11 protein-coding genes and 1 riboswitch are annotated in these 13,698 nt (G+C 43.9%); of the genes, 5 read left to right on the forward strand and 6 right to left on the reverse strand.

The window, feature by feature from the left end; genetic code table 11:
* The first annotated feature begins 66 nt into the window (after positions 1–66).
* The 3 genes from FN961_RS02575 to FN961_RS02585 all read left to right on the forward strand — a co-directional run bounded on the left by FN961_RS02575 (position 67) and on the right by FN961_RS02585 (position 4,316).
* Complete coding sequence (locus FN961_RS02575) at positions 67–1,962, forward strand: DUF885 domain-containing protein (protein ID WP_143562978.1); 1,896 nt, start codon at positions 67–69, stop codon at positions 1,960–1,962.
* 192 nt (positions 1,963–2,154) lie between these two features.
* A complete protein-coding gene (gene rarD / locus FN961_RS02580; protein ID WP_143562979.1) occupies positions 2,155–3,093 on the forward strand; it encodes an EamA family transporter RarD in 939 nt (312 codons plus the stop codon).
* Positions 3,094–3,308: 215 nt separating this feature from the next.
* Complete coding sequence (locus tag FN961_RS02585) at positions 3,309–4,316, forward strand: class I SAM-dependent rRNA methyltransferase (protein WP_143562980.1); 1,008 nt, start codon at positions 3,309–3,311, stop codon at positions 4,314–4,316.
* A gap of 468 nt (positions 4,317–4,784) precedes the next feature.
* On the opposite strand, the gene FN961_RS02590 is transcribed toward FN961_RS02585, so the two are convergent.
* Positions 4,785–5,087: a hypothetical protein gene (locus FN961_RS02590; protein ID WP_143562981.1), complete on the reverse strand. Its 303-nt coding sequence runs from the start codon at positions 5,085–5,087 to the stop codon at positions 4,785–4,787.
* 204 nt (positions 5,088–5,291) lie between these two features.
* Between FN961_RS02590 and FN961_RS02595 the strand changes: the two genes are divergently transcribed.
* The gene (locus FN961_RS02595) at positions 5,292–5,519 is read left to right on the forward strand and encodes a hypothetical protein (protein WP_143562982.1); all 228 of its coding nucleotides are present in this window, start codon (positions 5,292–5,294) and stop codon (positions 5,517–5,519) included.
* A 210-nt stretch (positions 5,520–5,729) separates the two neighbouring features.
* Here FN961_RS02595 and FN961_RS02600 read toward each other — a convergent pair whose 3' ends face one another.
* From FN961_RS02600 to FN961_RS02620, 5 genes are all read right to left on the reverse strand, one after another.
* Positions 5,730–6,326: a DUF1287 domain-containing protein gene (locus tag FN961_RS02600; protein ID WP_143562983.1), complete on the reverse strand. Its 597-nt coding sequence runs from the start codon at positions 6,324–6,326 to the stop codon at positions 5,730–5,732.
* Between the two features lie 178 nt (positions 6,327–6,504).
* A complete protein-coding gene (locus FN961_RS02605; RefSeq protein WP_143562984.1) occupies positions 6,505–7,881 on the reverse strand; it encodes a class II fumarate hydratase in 1,377 nt (458 codons plus the stop codon).
* 61 nt (positions 7,882–7,942) lie between these two features.
* Positions 7,943–8,317 (reverse strand): hypothetical protein, encoded by a 375-nt coding sequence (locus tag FN961_RS02610; RefSeq protein WP_143562985.1) that lies wholly within the window; start codon positions 8,315–8,317, stop codon positions 7,943–7,945.
* 189 nt (positions 8,318–8,506) lie between these two features.
* Positions 8,507–8,875, reverse strand: coding sequence for a tautomerase family protein (locus tag FN961_RS02615; RefSeq protein ID WP_143562986.1), 369 nt, complete (start codon positions 8,873–8,875; stop codon positions 8,507–8,509).
* Positions 8,876–8,954: 79 nt separating this feature from the next.
* Positions 8,955–10,172, reverse strand: a complete 1,218-nt coding sequence (locus tag FN961_RS02620; protein ID WP_143562987.1) for a cation:proton antiporter — start codon at positions 10,170–10,172, stop codon at positions 8,955–8,957.
* A gap of 372 nt (positions 10,173–10,544) precedes the next feature.
* A riboswitch (cyclic di-GMP riboswitch) is annotated at positions 10,545–10,632 on the forward strand.
* 97 nt (positions 10,633–10,729) lie between these two features.
* Between FN961_RS02620 and FN961_RS02625 the strand changes: the two genes are divergently transcribed.
* Positions 10,730–13,384, forward strand: coding sequence for a M66 family metalloprotease (locus tag FN961_RS02625; protein WP_143562988.1), 2,655 nt, complete (start codon positions 10,730–10,732; stop codon positions 13,382–13,384).
* The last annotated feature ends 314 nt before the right edge of the window (positions 13,385–13,698 follow it).

The following is a 13,698-nucleotide window of genomic DNA, read 5'->3' on the forward strand; positions in this document are numbered from 1 at the left end:
ATTCAGCGAATGAAACAGGGTATAGTTTACAAAAAAAGAACAAACTACTGACATGGAAGAATAACAATGTTTAAGAAAAGTGTAATCGGTTTGAGTGTCCTTTTGGCACTTGTGGCTTGTGGGAACGACAATGACACCACATCCACAGCTCAAGACTCAGTTAGCCCACAAAAACCAGTACAAGCGACTCAATCTAGTCCCAAAATAGTACTAGATGCCAAAGTAGACGCGTTCGTCAACGAGTTCATGAGCAAGCAACCTGCGCAAGCGACCTCCTTAAACCTCTCTAAAGAAACCGCTGGAGATTTTCAACGTCGACTACCCGATTACTCCACAAACGGCATGCAGGCAATGCAAAAGGAGATGAGCTTAATCGCCTCTCAACTCGCCAATATCGCAACCGATACATTTTCAGATGATGACAATCGCCACCTCACCGTTAATCAGGTTATCGCCAACTACTACGCCGGTGATAAAGCATTCGGCGCGGGGTACATCGATGTTTGGGCGGGTCACCTTCCCTATATCGTTAACCAGATCAATGGTCCGCTCATCGACATACCAGTGATTTTAAGCGACCAACAGAGCGTCACCAATATTGAGGAAGCACAGGATTACCTTGCCCGCTTAGAGGCATTAGCGGTCATGGTTAATCAGGTAAAAGCCAAGGTTATAGATGATGCAGAAAAGGGCGTGATACTCCCTAAGCCATTATTCACCAACATGTTAAAGTTTCTCTCTAACTTTGTCGCCAGCCCAGCTAGCGAGCATACTTTAGTCACCAGTTTTAATGAGAAACTAAATGCCATTGAATCATTAGACAAGCAACAACAGTTAGATTTCATTGAATCTGCAAGTCATATTGTTTCCCAGAAAATATACCCAGCCTACCGCGAAGTCGATAGCCTAATGAGAGAGCTTCAGGAGAAAGCACCTGAAAATGTCGGCATATGGGCGCAACCTAATGGTGACGATTTCTATCAGCATGGGATCACTTATTTGGCCGACTCAACGCTTACTGCCGACGAGATCCATCAAATAGGCGTCGCCGAAGTCACACGTATTACCGCCGAAATGGACAGTATTTTAAAGGCAAACGGTTACAGCGAAGGGACTGTTGGCGAGCGCATGATTCAATTGAATAATGAGCCCCGCTTCCTCTATGAGAACTCCGATGACGGCCGTGCACAACTGCTCAGTGACCTAAGTCGAGATATCGAACTTGTCATGGCAAAAGCCCCACAACTGTTTTCAACTTTGCCGCCACAAAAGGTTGTGGTTAAGCGCGTTCCTGTTGAGGTCGAAGCTGGTGCAGCTGGAGGCGCTTACGTACCTCCAGCACTTGATGGCAGTCGCGATGGTGTTTACCTTATTAACCTGAAGGATATGACCTCAATCGCTAAGTTCGACCTGAAAACATTAACCTACCATGAGGCAGTACCTGGGCATCACTTCCAGATAGCGCTCAATATGCTGCAAACTGATATTGGGTTGATGCGTCAAAATGCGTCCTTTAATGCCTATATTGAAGGTTGGGCGCTCTACTCAGAACAAGTCGCTTTTGAAATGGGCATGTATGAGAACGATCCTTGGGGTAACTTAGGTCGCCTTAAAGCTGAAGCGTATCGGGCAGCACGATTGGTCGTCGATACTGGACTGCACCATAAAAAATGGACACGTCAGCAAGCCATTGAATACTTTGCCCAAGCAACGGGGGCGACTCAAGCGAATGTCACCTCAGCCATCGACCGTTACATCGCTTGGCCGGGACAAGCACTGGGTTACAAATTAGGAATGCTAAAATTGGTCGAACTCAGATCTAAGGCTAAACAAGCTATGGGTGAGCAGTTTGATATCCGCCAATTCCATGACCTGATATTACTGCCTGGCGCTCGCCCTATGAGTGTTGTCGAAGCCGATGTCGATCGCTGGATTGCTCAACACGGCAAAACCACCAGCTAGACCAATGTCATCGCTAAATGGCTCCTTGAGTGACCTCAATCAACTCAAGGAGCACCTCTTCTTTTCGCACACTAAACGGTTAAAAATAATTCACTTCGCGGCTCCGTAGAGTGATCACCATCACATTTTAATCCTCTTTTCAGTGAGAGAATGCGCGCCCTTAAATAGCGAAATCAATTCAAGTTCTTTCATATGCACTCCTCGTCAGTAAGCCATAACAGCTCTTCATTTAAGGGCAATGCACTCGCAGCCTTCTCGTTTTTGTTATGGGGCTTAATGCCGCTGTATTATCAATTCCTGCCCGATGCGAATATTAATGAACTGCTGGCCTTTAGGATCCTTTTCTCAGTCCCCTTTATGGCACTGGTTTTTCTTCTATTGGGGCGACGTATGCCTTCAATATCACAGCTGAAATCTGACAAAAAGTCAGTGGTACTGTGTGGACTCGCATCGCTTATCATGTGTGTCTCTTGGTATAGCTTTACTTGGGCTATCACCCATGGACAAGTGTTAGCCGCCAGCCTAGGGTTTTTCATTAATCCTCTGTTCGCTATCGGACTCGGCGTACTTTTTCTGGGGGATAAATTAACCGCAGCGCAGAAAGCGGCGGTGGTATTGGGAAGCTGTGGCATCAGTTATATGGTCTACAGCTACGGGGAACTGCCCTGGCTTGCACTGAGCATGGGCGGCTTCTTTGCGCTATATGGCCTATGTAAAAAGTTTATCCGCTTCGATTCTCTGACTTCAGTCACTCTCGAAGCCATCTGGCTATTGCCCTTTGCGACGGCTTATCTGATCTGGCTATGGAGTTCAGATCAAAGTGTCGCCATATCATCGGCGTTATCCGGGGAAGTCTCAGTACTCCTGCTCTACATCGGCACTGCACCACTGACTTTATTGCCTTTGGTCTTTTTTGCGCTAGCCATCAGAGCCACCAGCTTGTCTATGATAGGCCTAATGCAATATATCGAACCTAGCTTGCACTTCCTTTTAGCCGTGCTGCTGTTTAACGAGCATTTCGATCACGTCAAAGTGGTTAGCTTCGCATTGATCTGGACAGGTCTATTGCTATGTTCGCTTGAAGCACTTCCAGCACTGAAGCATTCCTCTCGTAAAGCGCTGAAAAGGTAACTATGACTCGGCGAGTGTTTTTAAAATTTCATCTACAACTTGTTGGCTAAATATCATCGACATATGTAGATAAACATTAAATTGCTTGTTCACTGCTACTATTCATCTGTCAGTAAGTCTCAATTTTAACGCCGATTTTAGCGAGTAATTTTGCTATCATTGCGCAGCGGCAACGGCCTGCAATCAATATTAGCCATTTAAACGAGTTATTTACCATGTCTATCTCTACATTTTTAGCTTCAGCTCTCGAAAAGCGTCACCCGTTACTTGCCCAAGCTAAGACAAACAACACAGATTGTTACCGTGTATTTCATGGCACAGTTGAAGGTGTAAATGGCCTAAACATAGATAGGTACGGTGAAGCGTGGTTAATACAAACTTTTCATCAAACACTCAGTGAGCTAGAGCTAACAGAGATTCGAGATGCGTTAACCCAAGTCGAAGCCCTGCCGATTATCTACAACGATCGCTCCGATAAAAACTCTCGTGTCATGAACCAACTTGACGTTTGTAGCGAAGACATCGCCAATCAATCGCTAGTGATGCATGAAAATGGCATTAAATTCACCTCTAAACTTCGCCATGAAGGGCAAGATCCGCTGCTGTTTTTAGATATGCGTGTCGGCCGTGAATACGTCAAAGCCAACAGTCACAACAAAACCGTGCTCAACCTGTTCTCATACACCTGTGGCATAGGCACCGCCGCTGCTGTTGGCGGAGCAAAACGTGTGGTCAATATCGATTTCTCATCGTTCGCCTTAGAAGCTGGCCGCAAAAATGCTGAACTTAATGGTGTGTCTGAGGTTTGTCAGTTTATCCAAAGCGATGCCTTCCCTGCACTACGCCAACTCGCCGGACTTAAAGTCGCGGGTCGTCGTAATCAAAAGCTGCCCGCTTACCCTAAAATGACATCCACACAGTTTGATCTGGTTTTCCTCGACCCACCACGTTTTGCCAAAAGTGCCTTCGGTACGGTGGATCTGATCAATGATTATCAAGGTCTATTTAAACCCGCCATGTTAACCACCAAGAAAGGTGGCACCATCGTCTGCTGTAACAATGTCGCTAAAGTTGAGCGTCAGGCTTGGTTTGATAGCTTGGTCAAATGTGTCGAAAAACAGGGACGTGCTGTTGTCAGCCACCAGTGGTTAGACTGCCATGAAGACTTCCCTTCATTTGATGGTAATCACCCATTGAAAATGGTGGCGTTAACTTTAGGTTAAAGCCTTTAGTTCCAGTGTTGGATGACTTGTCGGATAACAAATTGGTTCTACTTGTCGGATAACAAGTTTCAAGTATCTTTGAAGTTGGGTTCATTGGGCAGGTTTGGTATTTGGTTTGTTTACTGAATACCATAACTTCAATGGTATTTATTGCTTGCAGCAGGCCTATGTGCAGATACTTCAGTGACACGGTGAATAGAAACTTTAAGTTTCTGAGCTTATGAACGAGAGACAAGGATGTCGAACTGGCCTTTAGATAGGATATCATTCAAGTACAATCCCTGTAGTCTCTACGATGACATCCATGTCATCGAAGCTCACTGCCGCATCTACACCCGAGTGTTTATCTCTTCGATTAAGGTTTAACGCTTCTGAAAAGGCTAAAAACTATTGATTAAAACCAGCGAAAAACTAACATTTTCAATTAATTTTAGCCGTTTAAATGTGCATCCTTTAAGCCCATTACACCTAAGTTTTAGTTTTATTAACACACTCAAAAGTTACTGTTGCCTTAGGATAATTACCTAAAATATAAGGCCCTGGATTTTCATGAGTATTAACAAGTTTTAAAACCTTCCCTAAGCTGCTACAAAAACGACTACCTTCGCCTAAAGCTTCAGCAAGTAAAGGTTCATCTCCAGACGGGAATGCACCTTCTTGTCTTGATATTACATAGGTGTTTTCACCAGCTGGTGTTGGACCAATAGTTTTAGTAGCACAACCAGAGATCGATAAGATAGCTACAAAAGAGAAGAATACTTTCTTAAACATTTACGCTCCATGCTTTAGTTGAATAATTTAATTAAACACAATATGTCTTAGATTTATAACCGCTTATCCAATATAACTACTATAAACATTCCTATCGGTTTGATTGCTTAGGTGAGATTAAAACATGCAACCATTTGCTATAAAAGAATTATTCTAAATTATACAAAGGAAAACTATTAAGGCTTTCCAATAAGAGATACGTGGGTGTTTATAAATCCGAATAACACTTTTGGCGCGATTCCAATTGCCGTTGCAGGCTTAAGTTATCCCCATTGGAAGTTGCCGAAATACGTAATTCAAAATGCTGTAGAGGCATCATGGATGATGGTTCAGGCTCGGAGCTACATGGATGTAGCATCTGAGCCGTTAAGCTATTTTGATTGGAGTATGAGGCATGTACTCAATGCATGTAACTTCGCTGGGGCGTCATAGGTGGATGCAAGGAGGATGAGGACGAGCAGTCCTCCTTGCCCGGTGTGGTATGGAATACCACGACTTTAATTTCAAACGAAGTTTGAACAAAAGAATCCAAACCAATACAAATTCAAATTCAAATTCAAATTCAAATTCAAATTCAACCAAAAACTAAAACCAAACCAAACCAAACCAAAAAATGTAATTAGTCTTCATTCGAAGGTTAAATTAATCACCACTAACTGTTGCCTCATATCGATAATGCCCTGTGATTTGATAATCAAACAGCATATCTTCAAGTATTGGGCCTGAACCGATATTGTGTACCACGTAAGGCTTTTCTTTATCACCAACGTCTTGGTTAACTATGATGCCGATATGTGGAAGATTACCTGGTAGCATCCAAGTCACAATATCCCCAGAACGGTATGCTTTCGCATTCTGGCTGATTGGCAATACCGTGCCATGACGCGTAAAAAAGGTTTGCAGATTTGGTACACGACGATGATCAATATTGCTATCAGGACGTGATAACCCCCATATTCTTTTTGATGGATATTCGGAGAAGTTTGCCAGCATATCCTCATGAACTAACGCTTGAAGATCTACGTTCAATTGCCGGTAGCTGCGAATAATGACATCGGTACATACACCAATATTTGCAGGAACATCGCCATTGGGATAGCTGATGCTATGGTAAGCACCATCATACCTCACACTATGCTTGGTTCTTTCTAAAGCCGCATAAACCAAGTCTGGAGCTGATGCACCTGCATAAACCGTGGGGGAGCATAGTAAAGCCAATACTAGTGTTAGCCGTTTCATGATGGTTCCTCAAATAGTAGGTTTTAACTATATAAGTCCATGCTGCTTTATATTCCCCCTAAATTGCAAATCGTTCACTCTGAATTAAACGATAAACACATCACCCAATCCCTAAACTCAGCCAGAAATTAAAAATCAAACCAAGAAAAATGTAATCAGTCTTCATTCGAAGAACTGTTTATAAACCTCCTAAAGTGAGCTTCATAGGGTCTAATAGCACCTCTAATTCCCCTCGCGGAATATCAGTCTCCTCTTCGGCTACATCGAGTACTGATCGACCCTCCTTGTAGGCTTTCTTGGCAATGTCGGCAGCTTTGGCATATCCAATTATCGGGTTCAAAGCGGTGACTAAGATGGGGTTACGTGCCAACGCTTTCTGCAACTGCTGCTCATTGACAGTGAAAGTGGCTATCGCTTTGTCTGCCAATAGATAACTGACATTGGCAAGTAAGTTGATACTCGACAGCAGGTTGTCGGCAATCATAGGCAACATGACGTTCAATTCAAAATTACCTGACTGGCCACCAATAGTGATTGCGCTGTCGTTACCGATAACCTGTGCGGCGACCATCGTGGTGGCTTCAGGGATCACTGGGTTCACCTTGCCAGGCATGATTGATGAACCTGGCTGCAACGCTTGAAGTTCAATCTCACCTAACCCTGCTAATGGCCCTGAGTTCATCCAACGGAGATCGTTAGCTATCTTCATCATCGACACCGCCGTGGTTTTTAGCTGCCCCGACAAGGCAACGGCGATATCTTGAGTGCCTATGTGACTGAAAAAATTGCTCGCGGGGGTAAAGGGTAAACCGGTTGATTCACCGAGCAGACGAGTAAACTCGGCGGCGAAATCCTTGTGGGCATTGATGCCGGTTCCCACCGCTGTGCCTCCCTGTGCGAGGCTGTGTAATTTAGGTCTTATCCCATCTATCAATTCGATATTTTGCTCTATCTGACTCGCCCAGCTCAACAAGCTTTGACTCATACGTACGGGCATTGCATCCATCAGATGAGTTCGACCTGTCTTCACATGATGATCCACCTCTTGGGCTTTTTGCTTAATCACTGTCAACAGATGCTTAAGGGCGGGTAAAAGGTGTCCCTCTAGCTCCATCGCTGCGCTGATATGAATACAAGATGGAATGATATCGTTGCTGCTTTGACCATAATTGACATGATCATTCGCACCGACGGCTTGCCCCGCTATTTTAGAAGCTAGAGTGGCCAAGACCTCATTCGCATTCATGTTCGAGCTTGTACCTGAGCCAGTCTGAAACACATCAACAGGGAAGTGTTGCATCATGTTCTGATCGTTAAGCAGTTGACTCACAGCAGCAGAGATAGCGTCAGCCATCGTTTGTGGTAACAAGTCTAATTTGGCATTAGCTTGAGCCGCAGCAGACTTGGCCATGAGTAGGGATTTAATAAAGGCCTTAGGTAAAGTTCGACCACTGATAGGAAAGTTATTCACTGCTCGCTGTGTTTGGGCACCATAGAGCGCATCTGCTGGCACCTGAAGCCCACCCATGCTGTCTTTTTCAATACGTGTATTCATGATCTATCTATCCACCCTAATTGCCGTTTGATATGCATAGCACTATTTTTGGTGAGCCACTTCATTGCGCTAAACCTGGCTTAAAGAACTCGCTCGTCACTCTTAACTCATAGAAGAGCTTTTCTAGCTCTTGCTTTTGAGCGTCACAGTCCACCAGCCTCGACAACACACTCAACGGCTTATAGATGTTATCTAAACACCAAAGTCGCCAGTGGCCTGCAAGCATGTCATCAGATAGAGTATCGAGCAATAATCGGTACTCTGCGACATGAAGAGACCAGGCCGCATGCTTACATGCGCCCATCAAAGCTTCCTCCATGGAAAACCAGATCAACACCAAACTTGGATTATCAACCTCTTCAGCATGTCGTATCTTATGGCGCAGCACATTTATCGCAGGATCTTGACGTTCAAATTGTGGGAAGCATTGGCACATATAAACCACTTAATGAGAATAACAACTAATCTCATTAAGTGGTTTTACGTATGATATGTCAACGATATTTACTCTACTGACAAGCATTTGAGTATCGCTTCGATTTAGCACCACTGTGACGAGAATGAATGAGGGCTAAGGCTCTTACTCATTGAGGGGGATTAGGCAATAAAAGCAATTGATAACCACTTAACTTGTAACGTCATCAAGCCTACTTTGTAGCTCATCGCCTTCAACAAGATGAATATTTGTCGTGTAGTAATCCAGACTATATTCAATATTTAACGAAAAATATAAGCTTTGTTTAAGATGAGCTTTTATCGCCGTTTCTATTTCACGGCTTAAATTTTGGGTAAAAACGTTATCTCGATGAGGTTTTGTTAATAACGATACTGTGACCAGCACATGGCTGTATTTATACTGAGAGCAAGGGTAAGCTCTTGATTTACACTCCCCTGCGCTCATGTCATTTTGATTGATGGTTTTCTCGACCGCATCAAAGATCTTGTGGGTATCGATGTCTAAATTGTCAGAATATTTAATTTCTACGTGAGGCATACAAATAGGTTCCTTTGCTGCATGACAGCTTATTCAATCGCAGCAAGATAATATCATCAGCCTTCATGCGAAGGCCGACTTATTCCTTGTGCTCTTCTTTATGAGACTTGGCGTACAAATTAGCAAAAGGTTGGGCAGTTAGCCCGTGGGCTAAAATGCTCATTAACACGGTCAAGGTCACGACAGCGTAGATAGTTTCATACCCTTCCATGGTGCCTATCTCATGGACAACGATTAATACATACAGGATTGAAGCGATGCCTCGCGGGCCAAACCATGCAATAAACGCCATGGTCGCCAGATCCAATTTAGCACCAATCAAACAGATCATCACAGGCAGTATTCTCAACACTGTCAGACTTAAAAATGCATATAAGACAACGTCGAAAGTGATGTAAGGCAAGGTGAGTGGGACAAAAACTAAGCCAAACAAAAAGAAGCTCATGAGTACAAATAACTCACCTTCAGTTTCGGTAAAATCTTCAATATGTTGTCTGGTCTTCTCACAGGTATTCCCCGCATACAAACCTGCAAAAAAGGCAGCGATGAATCCATTTCCACCAAATGACTCAGCCAAATAGAAAGACAAAATAGCTAACGCTATGGGAATGAGGTTTTCGTAACTCAGCTCCATCCAGCGCTTCTCTACAGACTTCATGGTCAGCTTAGTGCCTAAGTAGCCAACGGCTCCGCCAACCAAGGCACCAAATATGATCTGTTCAACCACATAGCCCATCCAGCCGTTATCTTGGGCTTCTGTTAAACCACTAAGAATCATTGCGACCGCAGTCAACACGATGGGAAACACGATGCCGTCGTTTAAGCCACTCTCAACGTTAATACTCAAGCGGATCCTTTCTGGCACTTTAGGATCGGTTACCACAGCCTTACCCAATGCAGCATCAGTTGGCGTCAGCAATAATGCCAGCAGTAGCAGATAAGTCAGCGGTTCTTCAGGGAAGATAAGCATAGCAACATAAGTTCCAACCACAATGGTGATAGGTAAACCGATAAATAACAGGCGAGCGGGAATTTTCCATGACTGCTTTAACAACTTAAAATCCAACAGAGCTGCATCGGCAAACAACACCAGCACCAAGGCTATCTCGACGATTATTTTCACAAAACCAGAATCGACTTCCACCTGCGTAAGATTCAAGCCTAAGGGCGAAAGTAGTAAGCCAAAGCTAGTAAAAACCATTGGGCCGGAGATGTTAAGTCGAGATAGAGCTTTAGAGATATAGCCATAAAGCAATACCAGCAAAGCAATAATCAAAATTACGATATGGTCGTCCATGTTCACCTTTGAAAACGATACAATGATATTGAATTTACGTTGAATTTAAGCAGTTACAACTTCAGGGGCATAGATTAACAAATATGCGCTGACTTAGCATGTGCTGAATACCAGCAACGAGCCCCTCCGACATTAAAATACGTTCATTAAAACTTCCCCTTTCGACGTTTGAAACCACTGCAGGTCTCGTCAATAACACGATGTCATTGCGACTAAGTGATCAAAGAATAATGGTGCAGTGATCAAATGTTAAGCAGTTACCGTACGACAAGTTGTTTAATCATTCAAAAAACTATATTGTTATTATTAAGTTAAAGTTTAGTGATTTTAAATCGTATCTAAAAAACTACGATGTACTAATGTTTAACTTGTATATGTAAAGGGCAAACTAGTCGAAAGGCTAAGACGCAAAGCTACCGGTTTAAGGGTTGTTAAAACCTATGACAGCGGGGCCACCATAGCTTTATTAACAGTTTAGAATGGATCATAACTGTCTATATTTTCTGCTTGGTTGCAGCCCTTTTCGTTAATAATTTCTAACGAATAGGATATAAAACATGTCGAATAACATTCTTTCCTTGGCTTCCTCGGAAAAGCAACATTTCTCACCTCTTCACTCTCGCGTAAAAACCACTTATATCGCCAGCATAGTGGCTAGCCTTTTAGCTTCAGGCACTGCTTACGCGACTGAACAAGTCATCAACCCCACCACCGCACCAGCGAATTTACAGGTGTTTAATAACAATGATTTCCCCAGTGATTTAGAAGGCAGTTTAGCTGCATCGGTATCGTTTGCTCAAAGCCAAATTATGCCATCAAAACATGGGGTAGAGGGAGATGTTCAACCCTATTTAGCAGCCCTGCGAACCACATTGCTGATGTTCAAACCCAAGCAAAAGGATCTCAATACAGCAACACCACTGAGTGTTACAGCGACGAATAGCCAAGGTCAGTTTCTGGGTACAATGCGCCTCAACCCGCCTAACCAACTACCTAAAACAGTCTATGCCATTGACGGAGCACCTGAAGGTGAACTCGATTTTACTCCGGTAGCTGGAGCCTCAACCGTCATTCATTCAGCTTCGGAAATGGCTAAACTTAATGATCCTAGCGCGGCGTACTTAGAGACAAGCCTAACAGACAATAACTTAGTCGAAATCATTACCGCTAATGGTGTGTGGACTCGGGATATTTACTTGCCAAATTCAGCATCAATGGCAGATAAAGTCGTCAAGGTGACCTCAAGAGCTGGATACTCATCAACCATAAAATACAGCAACCGCTCTACCGTTCTGACAACAGGAAACACACTGGTATTTAAATACTTAAGTGGCCAATGGATCCTTGAAGGTGAATTAGAAAATAACAAATTAGTTTATGCCGTTAACACTTGGAGTCTCAAACTGCCACCAAACTGGATTCAACCAGGCATGACGATGCAGTTCTCTCATGGTGAGCTATCAGGCAAATTAAGTGACGTAAAAGTTGGCGCGCCTTCAGAGTTACTTATCCACACCATTGATGTCGGAATGTTAACTGAGCCCCGCGGCGCTTTTCACTTTGCCAATGATGCCTTGGCACAACGTGAGTATTTCCAAACTGTGCCAGTGAGCCGTATGACAGTTAGCCAATATGAATCTTTATACTTACCTGAAGTGATGTTGCCAAACGGCACCTTACTGACCGACTTCGATCCAAGTACCGGAGGCTGGCACAGTGGCACAATGCGTCAACGAATTGGGAAAGAGCTCATCTCTATCGGCATTGATAACGCCAATTATGGGATCAACAGCTCCATTGGTGAGGGCGAAAGTGGCCATCCCTATTTAGCCTCACAATTAGCGGCTCATAACACTCGCGGGAATTATGAGAACGGAGTCGTCACTCACGGTGGCTCCGGTGGTGGCGGGATAGTGACGTTAGACTCCTCTTTGGGTAATGAGTTTAGCCACGAAATCGGACACAACTTCAATATGGGTCATTACCCAGGAGGCTTCGATGGTTCGATTCACCGCCAAGCAGATGCCGTTAATTCCACTTGGGGTTGGGATGCAGATCTGAATAAGTTTATTCCGAACATGTCATCTAAGAAAAGTAATCAAAGCGCGTGCCTAAATGGCATGTGCCAAGCCCCCTTCGAGGGTCGCTCATTCGGTTCAGATTCTATGGCTGGCGGCGCTCCCATGTCGATGATGAACCGATTCACGCTCTACACGCCTTATACCGCGGCTAATATTCAACGTAATCTAGAGTCTAAAATTGTTTTTTCAGCCGATTCCAATACTGGTTTTAAAAAATGGGATGCTGTCACTGAAACAATGACCGATTATCAACACCGAGTGATGGATGGAGAGCAGATAAATGCATCTATCAACCATTTATCGGAAGCCTATCTGTCGGGGTTATTTAACGACCATGCGTTAGTTAACATTGGGATGTACAACGGAAATTGGGCAAAGAACATCAATGTCCCCATAGCTTCTGAGCTTAACAAAGGCCGTGCTATCACGATAAACCACAAAGCGGGTTACAACAGTTATCTATACATCAATGACACGTCGGTTCTTATCTACAATGGATTGAACATATCCTATGTCTCTGACGGCATAACATGGAATGAAGCAGAGGCTCCTGATCTGACCATAGCAAAAGCGCCCACTTCCTTTGGTATACCTATTACCACGCTTGTGGGTTATTACGATCCCCAAGGGATATTGCCGAGCTACATTTACCCTGCCCTGCATGGTTCATACGGTTTTACCTACAGCAATGACAATGAGCGCCTAACAGCAAATGATTGTCAGCTGAATGTAGAGACGAGTAATGGGCAGTCTTTAAACTTTAAGCTGTCAGCCGTTCGCATCAATGGTACTACCATGAACAAATTCCATGTGAATATACCTGAAGCGCAGCAGCCAGAACGTGCAGCCATTGTGTGCAAAGGAGACACCTTAGTCGCAAAGTTAATTGACCCAGTTAAAACTTCGTTGTCTTACACGGTGAATGGCTATGATAAAGATGAAACCTATCATCAATGGGGAGATTTTGATCGAATAGGCACCCTTGGCGATCTGTACGTCTACGACAACCCTTACAATGGAGATAAGGAGTTATTCAAACTATCTGGATTAGGTAGCGACGCCCGCTATTGGTATTTCCCAACCAATAAAACCAATAATCGATTCTGGACATATATCTCCACCATCAATTAAGTTTTAGTTAGCTTTTGTAATGGTCAATAGCCCATCGCTACTGGCCATTTTTTATTTGTGACCACCAGTGATAAATTACTATAAAAGCAAAACTCCCAAGCTTCACCACTGAGGACACGGAGAGAATCAAAAGCTGATCACAACAACTCAAGCCAAATCGAAGCGAAACTCTTGCTTTAAATCATCAGGTGTAGATGCGGCTGTGACCGTCCGTGACATGGCCGCTCAATGACATCCATGTCACCTCGGCATTTGTGAATCCATTCACATCAGATGCGGCCGTAAAGCCCACAGGGATTGTACTTGAATAACAT

The organism is Shewanella hanedai (assembly GCF_007197645.1).
Taxonomy (GTDB): Bacteria; Pseudomonadota; Gammaproteobacteria; order Enterobacterales; family Shewanellaceae; genus Shewanella; species Shewanella hanedai.